Genomic DNA, 19,334 nt, shown 5'->3' with positions numbered 1-19,334 from the left:
CAAACATGAGTGACGCAAAAGATCTTGCGCCAAACGCCATATGCGACGGCCTGAAGGCGGGTCGCATCCTTTTGGTGGACGTCCGTGAGCCGGCGGAATTTGCGAACCAGCGAATCCATGGTGCCTTACTGATGCCACTGTCCACATTCGAGCCGAAGGGGCTGCCGACAGATGGCGCGCGCCAGGTCGTGTTCCAGTGCGGGTCGGGCATACGTTCGCGCAAAGCGCTGGACGCGTTCGTGGCTGCGACTGGCGCGGAGGCTGCCCACATGGCGGGTGGAATCGCAGCATGGAAACAGCTGGGACTGCCGTGTACCCAGATAGACCCGGCAACAGGGCAAGTGGTCGATCATGGTCATTACTAGCATGTTCTACCTTCTGCGTGTGACGGTCGCGAGTATCGCATTCTCGGTTCAGGCCTCGGCCCAGGTCATGACGGTGGAAGAGTCCGTGATCGTAGATTACCGGCCCGTCGTCGCCCGCGTCGAAGCCGGTGACACGGCGACCGCCCGCTCGCGCCTGCAAGGCGTTGTCAGCAAGCTGCTGATCGACGAGGGGAGTGTGGTGAAGGCAGGGGATTTGGTGGCTCTTGTCACTGATGCCACGCTGGATCCTCAATTGGCGGCGCTGGATTCGGGGATTGCCGGTATGAAATCCCAGGTAAAGCAGAGCGAAGATGATATCGCCCGGGCAGAAGCCCTGGCAAAACAGGGTTTCTACCCGAAAGCGCGTCTTGAGAGCGAGCAGACCGCACTGGATGTGCTGAGGCGCAGCCTTGCGTCGTCCCAAGCCCAGCGCCGGGCGCTTGCTGCCCAGAAAGCCGAAGGACGCATTCTTGCGCCGGTCGATGCGAAAGTCACTTCGGTGAAGGTCGTGGTCGGGTCGGTCGTTTCGACAGGTGACGTCATTGCGAGTTTCGCGACACTTGAAGGCGTTGTCCGCCTCTCGCTGCCTGAGCGCCACGTGGCTGAAATGGCGGAAGGCGAGACTGTTGCACTTCGCCTGCCGACGCGCGGCGGCGAAGTACGAACCGCGACGATCATCAAGGTCTATCCCGAACTTCGCGATGGCGCCGTGATTGCCGATGCGACAGTGCAGGGCGGACTGGAGGCTTTGGTCGGCGAACGCGTGGACGTGCTTGCCCCGGTGGGCGAGCGCCGGGCCATGCTGGTGCCTGCAGATTTCGTATCGACACGCTACGGCGTGGATTTCATCCGCGTGAAAGTCGGCGACCGGTTTGTCGATGCGCCTGTGGCCCTGTCAGCGCCGTTGCCCAATGATGCCGGCCAATATGAAGTCCTGTCCGGATTGAAAAGTGGCGACCAGATCGAAAAGCCGGAGTAGGCGCCCATGAGACCCGACCTTTCCGGCTCGATTACGCGCGCAACGATCCGCTCGCCGCTGACGCCGCTGTTCTTGCTGACAGCCCTGGCCGTGGGCCTGATCGCGCTGATGACCATTCCACGCGAAGAAGAACCTCAGATATCAGTGCCTATGGTCGACATGATCATTTCCGCCCCAGGGCTGCGCGCACCCGATGTGGTCGAACAGGTGACCGAGCCGCTTGAGGAAATAATCAAGGCGATTCCGGACGTCGAACACGTCTATTCGCAGAGCCGGGATGACGGAGCCTTGGTCACCGCGCGGTTTATTGTCGGCACCGATGCCGACGACGCCATCCTGCGTGTGCACGAGAAGATCAGGGCGAACCTGGACCGGATTCCGACCGGCGTGCCAATGCCGCACGTCGTCGGGCGCGGAATCAATGATGTGCCGATCGTCACGCTGACGCTGTCGCCTGAGCCGTGGACAGGAGATGTGTGGAACGACACATCCTTGCGGATGCTGGCAGAAGAGCTGCAGAAGGAATTGATCAAGGTCGATGATGTCGGATTGACGAGCGTTGTTGGCGGACGGGCGCTGGAGATGCGGGTTGAGCCGGACATCCATGCGCTGGCAGCCTATGGCGTCCCGTTGCAGACATTGGTCGAGACGGTTAGTCAGGCATCCAATGTCAGTCCCGTCGGTATTGCGCGCCGGGACGGGGAATCCTTGCTTGTCCAGGCTGGAGACCGGGTCAACGCCTTGAGCGAACTGGAACGGCTGGAGCTGCGCGGCGCTGATGGGCGCACAGTCTATCTGTCGGATGTTGCGACCATTCGGGTGACAGGTGCCGAAACGGAATCGCGCGTCTGGACGCTGGACCGAAACGAAGACGGCGACGGCTTCCGCGCGGCACCTGCGGTGACCGTGGCGCTGGCCAAACGGCCCGGCGCGAATGCAGTGAAGGTCGCCGAAGCGATCCTCGCACGGGCGGAACATCTCGAAGGCGATCTGATCCCGGAAGGCGTACGCCTCGAGGTGACGCGCGATTATGGCGAGACGGCCAACCACAAGGCTAATGAACTGCTCTATCATCTCGGCTTGGCCACCGTGTCGATTGTGATCCTGATCGCATTCGCAATTGGCTGGCGCGAGGCACTGGTGACCCTGATCGTCATCCCGACGACGATATTGCTGACGCTATTTGCGTCAATGATGATGGGGTACACGATCAACCGGGTCAGCCTGTTTGCCCTGATATTCTCGATTGGTATCCTCGTCGATGATGCCATCGTCATGATCGAGAACATAGCCCGACACTGGGCGATGAATGATGGACGCACCAAGGTCGAGGCCGCGATCAATGCGGTGTCGGAAGTGGGCAACCCGACTGTGATTGCGACACTGACGGTGATCGCCGCGCTGCTGGCGATGATGTTCGTATCGGGCCTGATGGGTCCGTATATGGCGCCCATTCCAGCGAACGCGTCCGCAGCCATGCTGTTTTCGTTCTTTGTCGCCGTTGGCATCGCCCCCTGGTTGCTGATGCGTATTGCAGGCGGCGTGAAGGTTGCGGCTCATGCTGGCGGGCATGACGGTGCGGACAACCGGATCGGGCGATTTTACCGGCGCGTGGCCGGCCCGATTGTTGCGTCGCGGCGTAATTCCTGGATTTTCCTCATCACCGTCGGCGTGGCAACGCTCCTGTCGGTCAGCTTGTTCGCGACCAAGGCGGTTTCGGTGAAACTGCTGCCGTTCGACAACAAGTCCGAAATCCAGGTCGTTCTGGACCTGCCGGAGGGGGCATCGGTCGAAGATACGGAGCGGGCACTGTTTGCGATGGCGGACCTCATCCGCGATGTCCCGGAGGTCGAAACGATACAGGCCTATGCGGGCACCGCCGCACCGTTCAATTTCAACGGGCTTGTGCGGCACTACTTCTTGCGCAACGCGCCCGAACTCGGTGACCTGCAAGTAAACCTTTCGGAAAAATCGGAGCGCAAGCGCGCGAGCCATGAGATTGCGCTCGATATGCGTGATCGGCTGGGCGCCTTGGCGTTGCCACCGGGCGGAAGCGCAAAGGTGGTCGAAGTGCCGCCCGGGCCGCCGGTGATTGCGACATTGATGGCTGAGATCTATGGCCCGACGCCTGAAGTCCGCCGCCAGACGGCTGGCGTCGTACGGAAACTGTTCGAAGAGACTGACTTCATTGTCGACGTCGATGATTCCATCGGCGATCCGCAGCCACGCCTGACAATCGCGATCGATGAGCCGCAGGCAGCCGACTATGGTGTGATGCAGCAGGATATTCTCGATACGATTGCGCTGGCCTTTGCCGGCCAGACTGTGGGCGTTAGCCCGCGCAGCGAGGGGCGCAACCCGCTCGACATCCGGATCCGCCTGCCGAAATCCGAACGCATCTGGTCACAGGAAACGGCGTCCATTCCCGTCCCGCGCCGACTGGCAGATGCCGGTGCCCTGCCGGTGGAACTCGGCGCACTTGTCAATGTGTCGGAAGAGGAAGGCTCGCCTGTTGTGTTCCGGCGCGACGGCCATTTCACGGACATGGTGATGGGCGAACTTGCCGGGCGGTACGAAGCGCCGATCTATGGCATGTTCGAGATTCAGGACCGTATCAAAGCCTTTGATTGGGCGGGTGCCGGTCTTATCGAACCCGCCATCCGCATGTATGGCCAACCCGAGGATGAGACGCGCCCGACGTTGCTGTGGGACGGCGAATGGGAAATCACCTATGTCACGTTCCGCGACATGGGGCTGGCCTTTGGCGTGGCCCTGATCGGCATTTATATTCTGGTCGTCGCGCAATTCGGCACGTTCCGTGTCCCGCTGATCATCCTGACACCGGTGCCGCTGACGCTGATTGGCATCATGATCGGCCACTGGATATTCGGCGCCGCCTTTACCGCGACGTCGATGATTGGGTTCATTGCACTCGCGGGCATCATCGTGCGCAATTCGATCCTGCTGGTCGATTTTGTCCGGCACAGGACGGATGCCGACACGCCGCTGAAGGATGTCTTGCTCGATGCGGGCGCGATCCGGTTCAAACCCATCCTGTTGACGGCGCTCGCTGCGATGATCGGCGCCTCCGTCATCCTGTCGGATCCGATCTTCCAGGGGCTCGCGATTTCACTGCTGTTCGGTCTGGCATCATCTACGGCGCTGACTGTTCTGGTCATACCCGCGATCTATATCGCACTGCGCGGACCTGATTGGACACCACCGATGCCAAATCCCTCCAGCACATCCGATATAACGCCCCTGACGGAAGCTGTGACATGATGGCAAAGCCGAAGCCCGCCAGTCCTGAAGCCTTCCTGCTCGTGTCAGAACGCGTTGCTGAAGCTGCCGATGTGTTGAAGGCGATGGCCAGCGATACGCGCCTGAAGATCCTTTGCGCGCTGAATGAGAACGAGATGTCGGTTACGCGGTTGGCGGAACTGACTAATCAATCGTCATCGGCCGTGTCTCAGCATCTTTCCAAACTGCGCGCCGCTGGACTGGTCGAGTCGCGGCGCGACGCCCAGACGATCTATTACCGCTGCAGCGGCGGCATCGGCAGCGCCGTGGTCAACACGCTTTGCGATTTCTACAAGTAAATCCCGGGATTTGATCGCGACGCGTCGAGCTTTGCATTGGTCGCAAAGTTTTCACCACCACCAAGGCGGCGTACCGCCTTGGCAAACGGGACATCCCCACTGATTCAGTTTCTGACTATCCGGGTTGTTTTTGAAGGCGTGATGGAAAATCTCTGACTCTCGAGGCCTTCGAATTGCAGATCATAAGTGCCTGCTTCGAGTTCAATTGCGCTTTCTCCGGACGTGCCCGTTGCAACAATTTCGTCGTTTTTGAAGACGCTGAAACGCGCTCGCGACGTCTTCACAAGAGCAGCCTGAAGATCTTCGCCGGTCGCCGCATCGACATAGATTCCGCCACCAGCCTTCGCCCAGGATTCAAATGGGCTCCTGTCGATTTCCGGTTCGAGCGCGTAGCTGACAACGTCGATGCGTGCACCGATTCCGAGATTCCGGAGGTGCTGGATCGCAAGGGCGGGGTTGCCCCCACACGTTTCTTCTCCGTCGGTGATCAGGAGGATGGAAGCTGAAGACGACGTTTTCTCGAAATCTTTCGCGGCCGCAAGCAAGGCGGCTCCGATCGGGGTCTTCGCGTTATTCTGAGGGCGAACGGAACTGACTGCGGACATCAGTGCGGCGTTGTTGAATGCAGACACCGGTTGGACAAGGTCCGTGTCACACGAATTTGGCTTGCCGCCAAAAATACGCAATCCGGTTTCCAGCTTTTCCCCTGCCTGGCTGCGCGCGAATTGCGAACTGAGATAGTCGTTCAGCGCTGCCTTGGCGATGTCGATTCGGCGTTTGTCACCCAGCCGTTTCAGCATGCTGCCAGACGCGTCCAGAATGATGAGTTGGCTGTCGACCGTCTCCCCGGGGAGTTGGCTGGTCCCAGCATCGACCTGAAGGAAGCCGGGTTCCAGAACGACCGCCTCAGCCTGAGCGCTCACGGAATAGGGCTTGGGACCGAGTAGTCGCGCGGCGACCCGTGCATAGGCGACTGATATATCCTCGCTTTGCAGCACGAGTGATACTTCGCCGCCAGTTTGGCCTGCCCAGAGCAGTGCGAGTGGCTGTGAAACGGATGGATCCTGAAAAGTGGAATTCGAAGGTGCCTTGATGACAAAGACCCTGGCCCGGGCCTCATGTAGCGCTTCGACAAGACCCTGCTTCGTATCGACATCGCCATCGGTAATAACCACGATTGCGCGCGCCCCGTCCCGATCCGTCAGGAGTTTGGCTGCATCGAACAGGGACGATTCGGCGGCACTATTGCTCCCGCCCTTATAGTTCGCCAATAGCGGTCGCAGCGCTTCGGGATCGGTGATCCAGTCATCGCGCGCCCAGTCGCCTCCGAACGACTTGAATTGGACGGCGTCGCGCCCGACCACCATGTCATCGGCGAAATCGACAATTGCGCGTCGAATTTGAGGGATTTGACTCGCTATGGACGCGCTTTGATCGATCAGGAACACCACGGAACGCTGGGGTTCGGATACTTCGACATCAAGATAACTGCCCGGGTCGACATCAAAGGTATAGGTGACTTCGGGGCGCAGTTGCGAGCGGATGATTTCGACAGGCTCTAACTTGTCTCCCGAAGCGTTGCGCGCGGAGATTGCCGGATCAAAGCCGGCACTGCCGCGTGTTGTGATCTTGAGCCTGTTTGTCTGGCCTTCCGCCGGTACGCGCCAAGTTTCGGTACGTACGCCAAATTCGACAGAGCCTGGCGAGAAGGGCGAACCTGGAATTAGCGCGCTATGGACTGGTTCACCGCCTAATGCGGACGCCGTACTCTTACGCTCGATGCCGAAGAAAGCACCAACAAAGGAATCCAGCCATTCGCGGACAGAGACGAGTGCGTGCTTCATCGCAGCGAAATCGAGTGGGTCTTGCTTGGCCGCGCCTTTGGCTGTCGCGAATTCGCCCCATGTACCAAGAACGGACCGGTAGGTATCATCCTCAGGCCGTTCAATGAGCTTCATGATCATCGGAGCGAGGAAGTAGCCGCCTTCAGGGTGCTCGTATTCAATTTTCACGGCGCGCGCAGAAGACCATTCAGGTAGGTCGTACCGGACGGTCTGGTTGGGCTGTGGTTGCGCCGGCAAGTCAAATCGTCCGATTTCATGAAATGGGCCTATGGGACCATAGGCCGACGCATAGACAATGGCCGCACTTGCAAATGGCCACCTATTGTCGGGGAAGCTCGACGGATATACCGCCTCTACGGCTTCGATGTCGGCTTCCAACTGGTTGCGGAACGTGATCGCATTGTTGAAGTCTGTGGGGCTTTCCACCCGACCCGGGAATCTCGTGACGTTGGCTTCGGACGCGTCAATCTGGAGATGCCGGTTGGCTTGCATGTTGCGGTTGCCTGATACAACCGCGCCGAGGTCCTTGTCGGCAATATTCAGGTTCTTGAGACCGGAATAGCCTGGCTGAGCGATCACCTCTAACCCACTGAGCGACACCCGGCTGCTGTCTCCACCACGCCGATTGGTGGCGCGCAATCTGATCTTCAGGGCGTCAATTGGGCCACCCGGGAACTCATAATATGCTGTCTGGCCCCATTCCTCGTGGGTGCCGACCAAGACCTCGCGCCATTTCTTTCCGTCGCTTGAGACATCTATTGCAAACCCCAGAATGCCTTGAGGCGCATCCAGACGTGTATTGATCCCGATTCCGGCAACCGGGATCGGCTTGTCGCCGGGCAGGTCGAGTATCGGGCTCAGGATGTGCTTGACGCCATTAGAGAGGAATCCCTCATGATCGGTTCCCTGAGTAATATATCCGTCGATCAAATTCGGAAGATTACGTGCGCCTGCGGGATTGTGGCGGGCGTAGTCGCCATCTTCACCAACGCCGATGCCGTCACTTTCCAGCCATTTCGCGCCCAGGCTCGTCCGCGCCACATTGATGCCGCCAGCCAGGTCCGGTGGAACCCGGCGCGCGGGCAATGCGCCGACCGGCGCCGTACGGGAGTCCACTTTCAGATGGTGGCCGGTGCTGGCGATGATCGCGCCCTTGTTCGTGCGGACAGCAACAAAAAAGGGAAGGTCGCCATCGTAGAGATCATCTGGAAGCAGGAAGCTGACAAATTTCGTGGTGGTTTCACCGGCAGCGAGCGACACGCTGTAGGGGATGACTTCGATACCGGAACGGGCGAACCAGAAGTCGAGCGTGCCGGAGACTGGTTCCTGAGACGTGTTGGTGATGTTCAGAACCGCAGTCGCCCGTTGCCTGAAGACGGAATAGGCGCTTACTTCGGCGACGCGGGTCACTGCCAGCTTCAGTGCAGACGAAGTGGTGACAGGGAAGGGGTTGGCATAGCGGGCCGACAGTTTGTATTCCGCGGGACTTCCCGTGCGTGGGCTGAATCTCAGTTCGTGTTCGCCAGCTGGAATTGAAACCGTCCTTTTCCAACCGCCAGGCGTGATGATTTGGCGATCGAGGCTGGTGGACGCGTCTTCCGACGCTACTGAAAACGTCGTGTAATATTCAGATCCGGGTGGCACATCAATCGACATTTCCACCAGTGCATTGCGTGGCAAATACATGGAGAAGCGATCATCATCGCCCTCTTGGGAATCGCCGATAATCGGTTGGCCGAGGGAAAGACGGCGGGGCACGTATTCATTCGGTTCGCGCTCGGAATCGGTTCGTGGGCGGCCCAGCGGCTTGGCAATGACCTTGTAGTCGCCCGCCGTGCCGTAGATGCTGATATAGACCGGCCCCGGTTCGAGATAGACGTCCGGCGTAACCAGGCGGCGTGAATTTCCGCCGTGCCTGCGGATATCGGCAATCTTTCCCCTGACATTGCTCAATTCAATTTGTCCGACAGATTCGCCGAGCACCATGATGCGCCAGAGTTGGCCGGTATCACCCGCATCAAACCCGATCGTATCGGTGTCGTCATTTGCGGAAAGAGTCCCTTGAATTCGGAACGGCCCATCAATCAGCGGAACGAATTGAGCCGAGGCGTTGGGTTCGAAAACTGTGTCCCGCGGGTCTGCCTGCAAGCGCTCAAGGCTTAAGTCGTAAAGTCCGCCGAAATCTGAATAATTCACGATGGTCAAGACAGTGTCTTTGCTTATTCGGAATGGCGAAAAACGAATATCCCTGCCGTCAAGGCATTCGATGACCTTGCTTGTCTCTCTCAAGCAGAGTCTCATTTTTACGGCGCTGATAACGTGTACGCTCGCCGCGCCAACCCCCGCGAGATTTGCTAGGCTGAATCTATCTTCGTCCCTGGCGTCAAGTGGCATTGTATAAGTCTGTCCGATCGACAGGCTTGGCTCGGTAGAATAATTGAGGTCTGAATTGGGTTCGATCGGCCCGTCGGCATACTGGCTGGGCTCTGCCACGAGACGCCAGCTGCCTGTTTCCTCACCGTCCCGAGATTTGACGCAAACGGCGCTGTCTTTCAGCCGAATGCCCGAGATCGCCAGAGAGCCTTTTCCGGATCGCGCCTCGGCGCGATTAGCCTTGGCCGCGTATACGAGCATTTCAACCGAACTTGTTGGTGAGCTGACAAGGGCCAGGTCGACAACTTTGTTGGCCGAGAGAAGGGCCGGCACCATACAATGCATCTCACCATTTGCTGGCCCGCTCACATCATTTCCGACGGGGAGGGCCTTGCCTGGGGCATTGGGAAGCGAAGCGGGAGATTGCACCGGTACAATCCGCTCGACCCTGAGCGTGACGTCCACGGGGTTGAGTGGCGCGAGCCCCAGATAGATGCGACCGGGCTGGAAGGTCGTGGCGGGCAATCTTGCCGTCCGGTCGCCAAACCCGCGCGCGGAATCACTCAGCAGTTGTGAGCGGGCGGTCGGCTGATTGCGCTCATTAAGCTCGATCGTGTTGGCTTCCAGAACGATGCTTACGGGCTCGGCGGCCTCAGCGGAAATCTTGTAGATGTCGTCGGTATCCATGACGTCAAAGCTATAGACTGTGCTCTCAACGAGCGTGAGTTTGGCTTCGGCCAGCCCGTCCACAAATTCGAGCGGCGTGCTCTTGAGGGCTGGAACTTCTGATGTTCCGCCGAGCTTGGACAGGTCGGGGAGCTGGCTCCATGCTACGCAGCAGGTGAAGACAAAAGACAAGGTCGCAATTACGAGCGTCGGAGCCACGTGCCGACTCGACCGCCCGGGTGTATGCGGCTTTCCGTTGTGGCTTTGCGACATGCCCACTTACTCCCACATACCTCTGCACACGGAGTCGATTCGTTTGCTCGTCATTCCGGAAATTGGAAGGGTGACAACCTCAAAGGTCAGTTGGAAAAATATGTAGCCCGCCGCCGCTTCCAAACCGGCAGCCACAGGTTTCACGAGGCCGGTAACCGGCGCCAATAACCCAGCCGAGCCTGCAGAAACCAGAGCGTTCCCTACAACGCAACATTTTCGCATCGCTTCATTATTTCGATAGATGTCGTTACAGTCCAAGGCGCTGATTACGAATCCTGCCAATGCAAATACGGCTGAAACAACCCCGTATTCTACGGTGACTTCTCCTCCGTGCGCCCCCATGCCCAGTGTTTGACCAGTCGCAACGTCGATGCGCCACCAGACGGGATCATCAGAGCGGTCAAGCATCACGACTATCGTGCCGTTATCGAGATCGGCGTTCAGCCGATCGCGCACCAAGGGGCTCGCGCCCGCTCGGTCGCTCCACGTAGCGACCGAAGCGCGGTCGGTTAGGACCGAACTCGTTCCGAGTCGCCTCCAGTCGGTGGACGCCGAACCTGCGCCGAGAGCATGCTCCGCAAGCGTTGCGCGTATGCCTTGTTCATAGTTGTCGGAGGGACTCACCGATACAGCACCAGCAGCATAAGTGATAGAACGGGTCTGATCAGTGAGGATGTCCACCGTTTGGCGCACAATGCCTTTAGCGCTGCGAGTATTATGCATGCGTCTCATCGATACCATGGGGCCGATTCGAACGAGTTTTGTTTGCTCGCTAGCATCCTGGTTGAATGCGTTGCCGGCGGAGAGCATTTCCGACCAAGCAGGCCGTATTTGATCAGGTGCAAACGCGGGATGGGAAATCGCTTCTTCAGTCGTCATCGTCCCGTCAAAAATCGCCCTGTAATAGGGTGCGACCCTGGCGAAATTTGCTGCGGATTCCAGCGCATCCTTCATGGCGCGCGCGCCATTTTCGGGCCCTACATTCACATCGACTATGCCTTGAAAGCTAACCAGCCGGCTCGGTTTTTCGGGCAACTTCTGTCGGAAATCCGTCAGACGGCGCTCCACGCTGGTGGATTTCCCGCCTGGCGATATGTGGACCACGGTCAGGATGACACCGCTCAGTCGGGGGGCGCTATCAGTCTTGCCATTCGTCTCGTTCAACGCGCCCAATGCCCCGGCGTATTTCGACCCGACCGTCGCAAAGATCTCAGGACCCGCGACGACATCCTCGGCCGGCGCGGTCAGTCCCTGCAGCGTAAATGCCTGCGCGCGTTCGGCGGGCTTCTGGTTCACGATCGGGACAAAGTAGCCGGCCTCGCCGTCATCACGGATCGTGTTCGGGGCGATGCCGATAGTGATCTGGGTCAAGGCAAGGTTGGCAGCGGGGCGAACGTATGGCGACATGATGCTGACGCGGTCAAATTTGTCACCGGTCTTGCGCTCCATTTCGAGCCGGAATTCAATCTTGTGAAGCCTGTCTTCTGGCACAGTTCCGGAGAAAAACGTCTCTGGCTCAACTTTCGGTGCCGCAGCCCCCTGAAAAGCAGGGTGCGCGTCGATCCACGGGTCGTTGGGGGTGTCGCGGTAGCGAACCCATACATATTCTTCCGCCACCTGATCGAGCAGCTTGCTTGTCAGGACTTTATCAGTCTTCGCGATTGAAACACCGGACGCTTTGAGGCTCGTGGAAATTCGTTTTGCGAGCTCAGACACGTCTTTTTCTGCAAGCGCCACATTTTGATCGACGTGGTCCTCAAGTTCGAGTGCCTCGGCGGTCACCGATGACAAGCGATCGATGGGCACAAACTCCTTGAACATATCTGTAACATCATCAACCGAGATTCCGGATGAAAGAGGTATCCGTTTGCTGAAACTTCCAATTAAAAGGCGTTCTGCATCTTTCTTTTCAAGTGTGCCCTTAACGATCATGGCCTCGCCCGCCATGCTGTTGATAAGGGCAGCCAGAAGAACGGCCTGGTCCCAGCTCGAGCCCGCCGACGCTGAAATCGTGCCTTCAGGACCCCGCATCACGCCGAGATACGGATCGTAAGCAATATTATCCCGAACGAAATCTGCTGCCGCTGCAACGTCATAATCCAGGCTCTCTGCCAAGCCATCAACATCATAAAGTTCCAGTGGGATCTTCGCTGACAAGGCTCTGTAGGCGCTCGCGATCGCGCGTGTGGCATCGCGTTCTGCGGCTGGCGCGATATAGGTGCGCGGCGCAGCGGTCGCGCTGAAGCAGGACGAAAGGGCAAAGGCCGCAGCGAGCACTTTCAGTTTAAGAGACAAGGGCGTCTTCTCCTTTTTGAGACGAATTTTGGTGCGGGAATCCAAACCTCACCGTAGGGCCGTGTCTCAATCGCGCAGGACATTATCGTCCATGCCCGCGAAAGCCGACGGCTCTATAACCCTAATACGCAGTGCTGCGATGAAACCCGCCAAGGATGTTCGCGATCGCCCTGCAACAGCGATCGAGTGCGGAGACCGGATAGTGTTCGCTTGAAAGCCTCCCCAAATATTGTCCGGGGAATGGGCGGATAATGATGGCGCTTTGCGTTAATTCAATTGGGTGACATGTTCGCCCATCGACGCTGCAGGAGAGCCACCTTGAACCCGTTTTCGATACGCTTAGCGACAGTATGCATTTTCTTGCTCGGCATCAGCCTTCCTGCGATCGCCGATCCTGAGCCGACAAAAGTGTATGAAGCCTGGCGTCAAGACGAACGCGTTCCCAATTTCAAGGTACGCGAGGGATACGACGAGGCTGATCTTGGATTGCTGGACTATAATCCAGTCGACGAGGAGGCCTGGGCCGTGTTCGAGAGCGCTCTGAACGAGGCCGCTTCCCGCCTTGCCACAGGCGGCTTCTTGTCCGGAGAAAAATTGAACAGCGCGTCTATTCCGATCCAACCCATTTCGCCATCAGCGGACGGGCCATTTTCTGCGATAATTCTCAGCTTCGGCTTTATCGTCCCGCCCGATGAAATTGCCATGGTTGCAACCGTGCCCGTCGCTGATGTCGACTGGGTTCGAAATCTGACTTCGCGACACGAGCCGCCGAAAGACAAGACCAATTCCTACAACGATCCTATCACGTTTTCTGCTAGTGCGGTGGCCGGTCAGGCCATGTCCCGCATGGCAATCAATGGTCAAAATATGCCCGACAATATTGTGGACTTCGATGTTCCTGCCGGGCACACCGATCCTGTCGGACGTGCCATCATGGCGAGTGGTGTGGTTTCGCTAACTGCTTTTGCGACCGACGGCATGGTGGATGTGAATTATAAGGACGGTCAGGCCCGGCTTGGCTTCCTGCATTATGCCCGGCAGTACGACCGGGCTTATGTCGGCGGCGAGCAAGGCGCTAACGCCGTAAAACTACTTGGCATTGGCGGTTCGTGGCAGGCTCGCTGGGCTGGTCTCGATATCGATGATTCCTTCACTGCCGGCGCATCGCGTACCGCCATGTCTGGCATGTTGAACGCCGTAGCGGCCAATGGTGGCCCAGCTGCAATGAAGGCGGTATTCGAGCGCAAATGGCCGAAGGCGGGAGACGGCTATCCGACGGTCACTGCATGGATCGGTTGGCTTGATGAAGGCATCAAGAAATCCGGCAATAAACCGGGGGCCTGGCGCGGGCAGACTCCGTTTGTCGCTGAGCGCGGTTTGGCCGGGGCATACGTGACGTCGCTTACCGATATCCTCGCCATGCCTGCACGGTTCCAGCGTGAGGCACCCGGCGAGCCTCTGCCGGAAGGCTTTGCGACGCGCTATCACATTGAATCTTTGTTCAGTAAGCCGTCTTGCGACACTATTGATTTCAGCCTCAAAAACGGCGTGACCGACATCGATGTCAGGCTGGATGAAATGACAGCCCACTGCGTTCGTGTGCGGTGGACCGGGCCTGAATTCGGTCGCGATCGTGCGCGTCCGCCCATCGCCATTTCGGCATATGGTGATGGTCTCGACTACACCGATCTGGATGGGCTGCTTCTTGCGAGTTCTGGCGGCGAGCGGGTGGGCCTGTCGGTAAGCGATAGTGAGAGCGGCAAAACCGTTAAGACGTGGATGATCGACTACATGCCGGACTTCGATGGTGACGACGCCATGACGCTTGCCTTCGCGAACGTTGCCCCTGATGCGGCGTCGACCCGGCCACTGTCCATTCGTCTGACCGTCGGCACCGGCATTACGGCTGGCCAAGGCAACCTCGTCGCACAAGTGAACACTGCTCCGCCGAACGAAACCTGCAGCCCGGATGCTGTCCCCATGCCGTCCCTGGCTGACAGCGTGCCTTATCCCGCCATTGCTTCCTTGTTGCTTGGGCTTGAGTCGGGTTCTGGTCCAGTCGGTGATTTCGGAGGGCTTGTCGGCCTGGCATTACGGTCCGCTTCCGCAGAGCAGTCTGGCGAGTTGCCGATGCGGTTCTGCAGCGCGACTCTGCGGTGGAATATTTTGAAGGACGGTCTTTCAGCCCTGTTCAATGGGCGGGGAGGGCCCGGCTCGGCTTGCCTGCCGAGTTACTCTGACGCGGCACGTGAATATTCAAGTCGAAAGAAGATTCCGCACTACCTCCACTTTGCCTTGAATCCTGCGGAAGGTGCTGACATGTCCGCCGATGTTATTCCCCTTATAGCCAGTGTCAGTTGGATAGATCCGTCTCTTCCTGTTTATCCCATGGCCCGCGCGATGGGGCCGGATGACCGCACAGACGACCCGCACGCCGAGATGGAAGGTTTCCTGACATTCCAGATCCGCACCGAGACACGTCTGCGCGGGCGCATTGATTTGGTTGTTCCGCCTCCAGAAAGCACCGACCAATCGAGGTGCGGAGCAACCGCCCAAGGCGCCATCACGACAATGTTTGATGTGGTTGCCGCATTGCCGGATGCTCGTCATTCCCGATTGATCGGCCCGGACCCGCTCGCGATGATTTCGCCAGATGTCTGGGCAAGCATGCCTGTGGCTGTGCGCGAAGCGAATGTCGCCCGGGCGAACCGTGAGCGCAGAGCGGCGCCGAGCATTGATCAAAGCACGTCGACAGTGGCCGACGCTGAAGTCTGTCTATGCACTTGTGCGCAATATTCAGATCCCGCTGCAACAGACCTCTGCCCACCGGCATGCGCCAAAAAGTTCGAAGAATTTTGCAGAGCGGACCCGCTCTCGGACGCCGAGAAAGCCTGTTACGTTCGGATGAGTACGGTCCAGATGCCCGTCGTCATACGCACGCGCGCGGCGCAGGAGTTGCGGAACTCGCTTGATGGCGTGGACCCTGAGGTTCTGAAAGGCATGATCCGAAGTCAGATCGAAGAGATGAAAGCGGAGGGTGGCACATGCGATTGATATTCTTGCTGTTGCTGATCATCGGCGCAGGCGTTGCAAGCGCGCAGGGCATTCGCTTGAATCCTGATGATTTTGGTCCTGCCCCTGTGTTCAACTGGACCGAGGCGCCACCTTCTCCGGAAGGCATGATGCCTGCGCCACCCCAACTGACCGCGTGCATTTCCAATGACGAGCGCAATCGTGCCCTTCGAACGGTCAAATCTGACTGCAGCTGCTCGGCCTATGCCGAGGCGCTGGAACAGAAGCCATGGGATCGAGCACGAGACCTGGTTTGCGGATTTGACTGGTATGCCTGCTGGGCGCCTGTGCGAAGTGACCAGGCCGTGCGAGAACGCTTCCTGTCTGGTTTTGCGGCCTATTCGCCTGAAGATATGGCGCTGATGAAGGACGCCCTTCTCGAACAAGTGTCTGACGCTGGCGCGCTCAATGAGATCCGCAAAGGCCAGGTCATGGAAGATGCCCTTGCCTGGGACACGGCGCGCGTCTGTGACTGATCAAATTGGCAGGGGACGCAAGTTTCGGTCTTCGCCGATGAATCGGATGCGCCACCGGGCTGGGGATGGGTTCAGATGACAGATCCGTCGTGCGTCGAAAAATGGCGGATTTCGCCGCGAACCGGCGTTCAAGAAAGAGAGGACGACTTCCGATGGAGCGAGACATGCGATTTTCACCAATAGGGCACGACCGCGTTCGGGCCTTTACTGCCGGGGTTTTCATGATGGCCGCCGCTGCTTGTGGTCAGACCAGCGCCGAGCCGTCACCAACACCGGCAAGTCCTGAGGCATCATCGAGTGCGGCCGGGTGTGCAATAGCGCTTCCAGAAGGGCTTCCCGTCCCGCCAAATCTTGACATCGAGACCTGCCAACAATCTGAGAAAATGACGACGTTTCGAGGAAAGGCGCAAACGCGCCAGCAGGTCGATACCGTTTTTGCCGATCTCAAGTCCACATACGAAACGGCGGGTTTCACGCTTTATGACAATTCGGCCGGTAGCATCCGCAGCGTCATCTTTGGTGGAGCAGGGCATCGAAAAGGGGAGATCCAGTTGAACCCCAAGAGCGGATTTCTTGCTGTATCGATCAATCTCTATCCCGAAGATATGCAGCAATAGGACCCGATAAGCGGATTGTTCGTTATCGTCGCGGCCAGCGCCGACAATGAGCGCGCCGAGGTACGGCAGGATTGCGGTATGTCACCGAGCTTGGTTCCTCAGGGCTGAGTTCCCAAATTGAGTTGGCTTGCCGCAGCCCTGCATTTCGCCACATAGGTGGACGGCGCCGAAGGTTGTGATTCCAGTGCCAGCAGTGCCACGTCGAGATAGGCGCGCGCGCCATTTGGGTCGCCAAGGCCGAGACGGGCCATGCCGATACGGCAGCGTGCCACTTCAGTCGCGAAATGCCCTGTAGGAAGCGATAGCGACAGCGCATCAAAAGCGGAACGGGCATTCTTTTCCGCTTCGCTATAGCGGTTCAGGTCAAGCAAGATGGCTGAGCGTGTCAGGGCAGGGAATGCGCGCCTTGGGTTGCCGGCAGGCAATTTGTCATCGAATATGGCCTCCGCCTTTGACAGGTTTGTGAGTGCCTCGTGAGGCAGGCCTGCGAGAGCCTGCGTGGATGCCAGGTTCTGGTATACGTCCCCAACCTCAAGTCCATCCTCACCTGAGAGCTGCATTCGTGACGCCAAAATCGTGTCGTACAGCGTGATCGCATCGTCGTATGATCTGGCGTTGGACAAGGCGTTCGCCAGATTGTTCTGATGGGAAAGCGTCGACGAATTGAGTGGCCCAAAAGCGTCAACCGACAAGGCCAGAGCGCGGCGGTGCGTCGCTATGGCGACATCGTTCTGGTCGAGATCAGTCAGTATCCGTCCGAGATCCGACAAGGGCAGAGCAAGTCGAGGGTGATCTGGCCCGTAGACGGATTCCGTCAATGCGACGGCTTTCCGGATCTGTACTTCGGCATCTGCAAGTTCACCCAGTTCGGCAAGCGCGCGTCCCAGTCCCGCCCGCACCTCGATCTGTCCATTAATGGATCCGGATGCCAGTGCCCGGGGAAGTGTCTCCTCAAACAGCGCGCGTTGCTTGACCCACTCACCGTCGTGGGACCATGCAGCAACAAGGAACGTATCGAGCGCATCCGTATCGCTTCGTGGCATCGCGCGGGCAATGGACAACGCCTCCTCGATTTGCGCTGCGCTTTGGTCACCATCGCCCAGCTGAATATCCAGCCAGGCACGGTAAGCCAAGGCTGCTGCATATTGACCGGAATGCGGTGCACCCGAAGCGTCGAGAAGCGCGACAGCCTCGTCGGCGAGCGTCTTTGCTTCTGTAAGGTTGTCTGAGCGATCCTTTGCCCGAGCGACCCAGCCTATGAGCTCGGCCTGCAGTTCAGGATCATCCGCCAGGGTTTCTCGTACGTCATCAAGCGTTGGCTCAAGGATGGACGACGAACTGGCGATATTCGACTTCACGCCGTCCAGTTCCAATGGATCGATCCTGCGAAACAAGTCCAGCAGCACGCGCTTGCCGCGATCGGCCCGATCCGCTTCTGCGACGGCGATGGCGCGCTCATGGTTCAATTCGCGGCCGTGTGCCGACAGCATCATGCCCCAGCTAAAGCCACCAAGGATCAGGAGTGCCGCAAGTGCCGACGCAACCCGGTTGTGGCGGACAAAACGGTATCCAGCCTCAAGCCGTGTGTCTGGCCGGGCCGCGGGCGCTTGTCCACCCAGCAAAGAGCGAAGGTCATTGGCAAAGCTTGCGGCCGAGGGATACCTGTCGTCGGGGTCCTGCGCCATCGCCTTTCGGATGACTGCCTGCGTGCCGGCAGGCACAGGTAAACCCGCGCAGAGTTCCGAGAGGACATGGCCCAGTTGGTAGATGTCGCTGGCCGTCGTGACTGGCTCCAGTCGCAACTGCTCCGGTGAGGCATAGTCGGGCGTCATGGCGGTCGTTCCATCAGGATCGCTGAGGCCGCCGGCGAGGCTGGATATGCCGAAGTCGAGCAACCGTGCCCGGCCATCATCCGACACGATGATATTGTCCGGCTTGATGTCGCGGTGGACCACCAATTTGGAATGCGCTGACTGCGTTGCATCGCAAACGTCGGCGACAAGGCCAAGACGGTCATGCAGGTCTAGCCCAGCCTCACGGCAATATGCCGTTATGGGGCGTCCCGGTGCCAGATCCATGACGAGCCATGGCGCGCCCGTCGCGGTTTCGCCACCATCAAGGATGCGCACGATTCCTGGATGATCGAGCGTTGATAGAATGCGGCGTTCGCGCAGGAAATGGCGGACCGCGTCGCCATTCTGCTTGTCGGCGCGCATGATTTTCAGGGCGACAGTCTGTTCATAGCGTCCATCGTCCCGATTGGCTTCATAAACGACGGACAGCCCACCGGCAGCAATTCGACGAAGGATACGCCACGGACCATACCTTGCTCCGATCCGGGGGTCGTCCGTAAAGCCGGTCATTCCGGCCGATACGTCGTCAAGCATTGCCAGCCGAAGGGTTTGCAGGTCTTCAAACCGCGAGCGGCTATCGCGTTCGCGACCGAGCAGTGTTGTCGCGCGCCTGAGCAGGTCAGGTGTGTCGGCCAGTTCCTGGCGCAACCACGCGTGGCGTGCGTCCTCGGGAAGCTCCAGGGCCGCCGAGAATGCCGCGTCGAGGCGATTCCAATGAGAGTTGTCTGCGGTGCCCAAGCCGTGCCTTTCTGATCCGCCGTAAGTGTCCCGCTCACGGCGTCGGATATCAAGTCGTCTATGTGCCAGCGTGGCCTGCGTGCATCCCCGCTCCCACATCCTTTACGCAACGACTCCGGAAAGTCCGCCACGCAAGAACATGTGGCGGATCACGGCACGAAGATGCGTTTTACTCAATAGGACG

Annotated in this window: 10 protein-coding genes; 7 read left to right on the top strand and 3 right to left on the bottom strand. The window is 58.8% G+C overall.

Features of this window, described 5'->3' with window-relative positions:
• Positions 1 to 5: 5 nt before the first annotated feature.
• From AADA04_RS06570 to AADA04_RS06555, 4 genes are read left to right on the top strand one after another with little or no spacing between them, the layout of a single operon-like run.
• The gene (locus tag AADA04_RS06570) at positions 6 to 365 is read left to right on the top strand and encodes a rhodanese-like domain-containing protein (RefSeq protein ID WP_340692451.1); all 360 of its coding nucleotides are present in this window, start codon (positions 6 to 8) and stop codon (positions 363 to 365) included.
• Positions 352 to 1,344, top strand: coding sequence for an efflux RND transporter periplasmic adaptor subunit (locus AADA04_RS06565; RefSeq protein WP_340692450.1), 993 nt, complete (start codon positions 352 to 354; stop codon positions 1,342 to 1,344). Before AADA04_RS06570 ends, AADA04_RS06565 begins: the two co-directional genes overlap by 14 nt.
• A 6-nt stretch (positions 1,345 to 1,350) precedes the next feature.
• Positions 1,351 to 4,626 (top strand): efflux RND transporter permease subunit, encoded by a 3,276-nt coding sequence (locus AADA04_RS06560; protein ID WP_340692449.1) that lies wholly within the window; start codon positions 1,351 to 1,353, stop codon positions 4,624 to 4,626.
• Positions 4,623 to 4,943: a metalloregulator ArsR/SmtB family transcription factor gene (locus AADA04_RS06555; protein ID WP_340692448.1), complete on the top strand. Its 321-nt coding sequence runs from the start codon at positions 4,623 to 4,625 to the stop codon at positions 4,941 to 4,943. The genes AADA04_RS06560 and AADA04_RS06555 overlap by 4 nt, the downstream gene beginning before the upstream one ends.
• A 104-nt stretch (positions 4,944 to 5,047) precedes the next feature.
• Here AADA04_RS06555 and AADA04_RS06550 read toward each other — a convergent pair whose 3' ends face one another.
• Entirely contained in the window at positions 5,048 to 10,099 is a 5,052-nt protein-coding gene (locus AADA04_RS06550; RefSeq protein WP_340692474.1) for a VWA domain-containing protein, read from the bottom strand.
• A gap of 6 nt (positions 10,100 to 10,105) precedes the next feature.
• On the bottom strand, positions 10,106 to 12,439 hold the full coding sequence (locus tag AADA04_RS06545; RefSeq protein WP_340692447.1) for a hypothetical protein: 2,334 nt from the start codon (positions 12,437 to 12,439) through the stop codon (positions 10,106 to 10,108).
• Between the two features lie 273 nt (positions 12,440 to 12,712).
• Between AADA04_RS06545 and AADA04_RS06540 the strand changes: the two genes are divergently transcribed.
• From AADA04_RS06540 to AADA04_RS06530, 3 genes are all read left to right on the top strand, one after another.
• The gene (locus AADA04_RS06540; protein ID WP_340692446.1) at positions 12,713 to 15,448 is read left to right on the top strand and encodes a hypothetical protein; all 2,736 of its coding nucleotides are present in this window, start codon (positions 12,713 to 12,715) and stop codon (positions 15,446 to 15,448) included.
• The gene (locus AADA04_RS06535; protein WP_340692445.1) at positions 15,439 to 15,942 is read left to right on the top strand and encodes a hypothetical protein; all 504 of its coding nucleotides are present in this window, start codon (positions 15,439 to 15,441) and stop codon (positions 15,940 to 15,942) included. The genes AADA04_RS06540 and AADA04_RS06535 overlap by 10 nt, the downstream gene beginning before the upstream one ends.
• A 164-nt stretch (positions 15,943 to 16,106) precedes the next feature.
• The gene (locus AADA04_RS06530) at positions 16,107 to 16,559 is read left to right on the top strand and encodes a hypothetical protein (RefSeq protein ID WP_340692444.1); all 453 of its coding nucleotides are present in this window, start codon (positions 16,107 to 16,109) and stop codon (positions 16,557 to 16,559) included.
• A 98-nt stretch (positions 16,560 to 16,657) separates the two neighbouring features.
• Here the strand turns inward: AADA04_RS06530 and AADA04_RS06525 are convergent, their stop codons facing one another.
• Positions 16,658 to 19,150, bottom strand: coding sequence for a serine/threonine-protein kinase (locus AADA04_RS06525; RefSeq protein WP_340692443.1), 2,493 nt, complete (start codon positions 19,148 to 19,150; stop codon positions 16,658 to 16,660).
• Positions 19,151 to 19,334: the final 184 nt, after the last annotated feature.

This window comes from Hyphomonas sp. (genome assembly GCF_037969335.1).
Taxonomy (GTDB): domain Bacteria; phylum Pseudomonadota; class Alphaproteobacteria; order Caulobacterales; family Hyphomonadaceae; genus Hyphomonas.
This window is presented reverse-complemented; position numbering and strand designations above follow the sequence as displayed.